Annotated in this window: 6 protein-coding genes; all 6 read left to right on the forward strand. The window is 54.8% G+C overall.

The window, feature by feature from the left end; genetic code table 11:
- Window positions 1-533 (forward strand): 50S ribosomal protein L6 (gene rplF, locus A3754_RS18875; protein WP_063520935.1); only part of this gene is annotated, 533 nt, incomplete at its 5' end.
- A 17-nt stretch (window positions 534-550) separates the two neighbouring features.
- A complete protein-coding gene (gene rplR, locus A3754_RS18880) occupies window positions 551-901 on the forward strand; it encodes a 50S ribosomal protein L18 (RefSeq protein WP_063520936.1) in 351 nt (116 codons plus the stop codon).
- 12 nt (window positions 902-913) lie between these two features.
- Window positions 914-1,411: a 30S ribosomal protein S5 gene (gene rpsE, locus A3754_RS18885; protein WP_007149291.1), complete on the forward strand. Its 498-nt coding sequence runs from the start codon at window positions 914-916 to the stop codon at window positions 1,409-1,411.
- 24 nt (window positions 1,412-1,435) lie between these two features.
- Window positions 1,436-1,618, forward strand: a complete 183-nt coding sequence (gene rpmD, locus A3754_RS18890) for a 50S ribosomal protein L30 (protein ID WP_007149547.1) — start codon at window positions 1,436-1,438, stop codon at window positions 1,616-1,618.
- Window positions 1,619-1,621: 3 nt separating this feature from the next.
- Entirely contained in the window at window positions 1,622-2,056 is a 435-nt protein-coding gene (gene rplO, locus A3754_RS18895; protein WP_007151502.1) for a 50S ribosomal protein L15, read from the forward strand.
- 11 nt (window positions 2,057-2,067) lie between these two features.
- On the forward strand, window positions 2,068-3,262 hold a 1,195-nt coding region (gene secY, locus A3754_RS18900; protein WP_063520937.1), incomplete at its 3' end, for a preprotein translocase subunit SecY.

Consider the following 3,262-nt stretch of genomic DNA (forward strand, 5'->3'; position numbering starts at 1 on the left):
TGTCTAGAGTAGCAAAAAATCCGGTAAATCTGCCGAAGGGCGTCGAAGTTAAAGTCGATGGCCAGAAAGTCGCCGTAAAAGGTGGCAAAGGCAGCCTGGAGCATGAAGTTCACGAGCTGGTAGCCGTGTCCCTGGAAGAAGGCGTAATGTCTGTTAAGCCTCACGAAGACTCCCAGAAGGCTTGGGCTTTGGCCGGGACCACCCGTGCTCTGCTGAATAATATGGTAACCGGCGTAGCCGATGGGTTTGAGCGTAAGCTTCAGCTCCTGGGTGTTGGTTACCGCGCACAGGCTCAGGGCAAGGTGCTGAACCTGACCCTCGGGTTTTCCCACCCGGTGGCTTACGAGCTGCCTGAAGGGATCACCGTAGAGACCCCGAGCCAGACTGAAATTGTCATTAAGGGCATTGATAAGCAACTGGTTGGTCAGGTTGCTGCCAATGTTCGGGCCTTCCGTCCGCCTGAGCCTTACAAGGGTAAAGGGGTGCGCTATGCTGATGAGCAAGTGCGCCGTAAGGAAGCCAAGAAGAAATAATCGTCGAGATTGATGCCATGAAAGACAAAAAAGTTGCACGTCTACGCAGGGCCAAGCGCACTCGTCTGAAGATTCGCGAGTTGGGCGAAGTTCGTCTTTGCGTACATCGTACCCCGCGTCATATTTATGCGCAGGTGATCTCTGCGGCAGGCGACCAGGTACTGGCTTCTGCCAGTACAGTGGAGAAAGATTTGCGTGCTGACGCTACCGGCAACACTGATGCAGCGACCAAAGTTGGTCAGATTATTGCTCAGCGTGCCAAAGAAGCGGGCATTGAGCGCGTAGCCTTTGACCGTTCTGGTTTTAAATATCACGGTCGCGTAAAGGCGCTGGCTGATGCCGCGCGTGAAAACGGGCTTGAATTCTAAGGGTGCTTGGTTATGGCGAAGGTTGATCCCAACGAAGGTCTGCAGGAAAAACTGGTTCAGGTAAACCGGGTTGCTAAAGTAGTAAAAGGCGGCCGTATTTTTGGTTTTACCGCGTTGACTGTAGTGGGTGACGGCAAGGGTAAAGTTGGCTTTGGTCGTGGCAAGGCGCGTGAAGTGCCTGCTGCTATCCAGAAGGCCCTGGAAGCTGCCCGCCGCAACATGATTCAGGTAGAGCTGAACGGTTCTACCATCCAGCACCCAATGAAGGCCCGTCACGGTGCCTCCAAGGTGTACATGCAGCCGGCCGATGAAGGTACCGGTGTGATTGCCGGCGGTGCTATGCGTGCCGTGCTGGAAGTCGCAGGCGTTCAGAACGTACTGGCCAAGTGCTATGGCTCCACCAACCCGGTAAACGTGGTTCGGGCTACTTTCAATGGTCTGAAATCCATGGCTTCTCCGGAGTCTGTGGCTGCCAAGCGTGGCAAGTCTGTTGAAGAGATTCTGAACTAAGCGCAGATAAGCGGAATCGATACGATGGCTGAAAAGATCAAGGTAAAGCTGGTTAAAAGCACCAACGGCCGGCTGGAAAAGCATAGGGCCTGCGTGCGCGGTCTCGGTCTGCGCCGTATTGGCCACACCGTTGAAGTTGAAGATACCCCGTCAGTACGAGGCATGATTAACAAGGTTTCGTACCTGGTGCAGGTAGAGGGAGAATAAGTGATGCGTCTTAATGATTTGCATCCCGCTGAAGGTTCCCGTCCGGAAGGTAAGCGCGTAGGTCGCGGTATCGGTTCCGGCCTGGGCAAGACCGGTGGCCGTGGTCATAAAGGTCAGAAGTCTCGCTCCGGTGGTACCGTGAAGCCCGGTTTCGAGGGTGGTCAAATGCCGCTGCAGCGTCGTGTGCCGAAGTTCGGTTTCACGTCCAAGCTGGCAATGGGCACTGCTGAAGTCCGTCTTGCTGAACTGGCAAAAGTGGAAGGTGACGTGATCGATTTGGCTTCTTTGAAAGCAGCCAACGTTGTTCGCCGTGACATGAAACGGGCCAAAATTGTTCTGCAAGGTGAAATCGATCGTGCAGTGACTGTTCGCGGTGTGGCCATTTCCAAAGGTGCCCGTGAAGCAGTTGAAAAAGCTGGCGGTAAAGTCGAAGAGTAAGGCTGCGCTTTATGGCGAAGAATCGCGCTCAAACACTAAATGGCGGTGCGCCGAAAGCTGACGGTAACGCAATGCGTGAGCTGTGGCGGCGGATCGGTTTTCTGTTGGGCGCCCTGGTGGTGTTCCGGGTCGGGGCGCATATCCCGGTCCCGGGCATGAACCCGGAAGCGTTGCAACAGATGTTCAACAATAACCGGGACACCATTCTTGGCCTGTTCAACATGTTCTCTGGTGGTTCACTGGAGCGCATGAGTATCTTTGCGTTGGGCATCATGCCCTACATTACAGCCAGCATCGTGATTCAGCTGATGACGGCCGTAGTGCCCACGCTTGAGCAGCTTCGTAAAGAAGGTGAACAAGGGCGGCGCAAGATTACCCAGTACACCCGTTATCTGACGGTGGCGCTGGGGGCGATTCAGTCTTTCGGTATGGTGGCCGGCCTTAACAGCCAGGGCATTACGCTACTGCCTGAAACAGCCAGCACCATGCAAATTGCCAGCTTCTACTTTGTGGCAGTCAGCACCCTGGTAACGGGTACTGTCTTCCTGATGTGGCTGGGTGAACAGATTACCGAGCGCGGTATCGGCAATGGGATCTCCATGCTGATTTTCGCCTCCATCGTGTCCGGCCTGCCTGGTGCGGTGGCGCAGACGTTTGAATCTGCGCGTACCGGCGACCTAAGCCTGATTATGATGCTGTTTGTGTTCCTGGTCGCCATGGCCGTGATTTTCGGTGTGGTGTATGTGGAGCGCGGACAACGCCGTATTACGGTAAACTATGCGCGCCGTCAGCAAGGGCGTCGTGTGTATGCAGCGCAGCAGAGTCATCTGCCGCTGAAGGTAAACATGGCAGGGGTGATTCCTGCGATTTTTGCCAGCTCTATATTGCTGTTTCCGGCGTCCCTGACCCAGTGGTTCAGTGACTCCAATCCGGATTCATGGTGGGGCCAGGCGCTGCGTAATGTCAGTGAAGCTCTGCTACCGGGTACACCGCTGTATATTCTGCTGTTTACCCTGGCAATTGTGTTCTTTTGCTACTTTTATACAGCGCTGGTGTTCAATCCGAAGGATGTCGCTGACAACCTGAAGAAATCCGGCGCTTATATTCCGGGCATTCGCCCGGGCGAGCAGTCCGCTCGCTATATCGACACGGTGATGGGGCGTTTGACTCTGATCGGTGCGGTATACATGACGCTGGTGTGCTTAC

The sequence above is a fragment of the Alcanivorax sp. HI0083 genome (genome assembly GCF_001635175.1).

What these genes read in the sequence shown, in the direction of transcription:
- rplO (WP_007151502.1), top strand. Translation starts at nt 1,622, where the DNA reads ATGCGTCTTAATGATTTGCATCCCGCTGAAGGTTCCCGTCCGGAAGGT.
- rpmD (WP_007149547.1), top strand. Translation starts at nt 1,436, where the DNA reads ATGGCTGAAAAGATCAAGGTAAAGCTGGTTAAAAGCACCAACGGCCGG.
- rpsE (WP_007149291.1), top strand. Translation starts at nt 914, where the DNA reads ATGGCGAAGGTTGATCCCAACGAAGGTCTGCAGGAAAAACTGGTTCAG.
- rplR (WP_063520936.1), top strand. Translation starts at nt 551, where the DNA reads ATGAAAGACAAAAAAGTTGCACGTCTACGCAGGGCCAAGCGCACTCGT.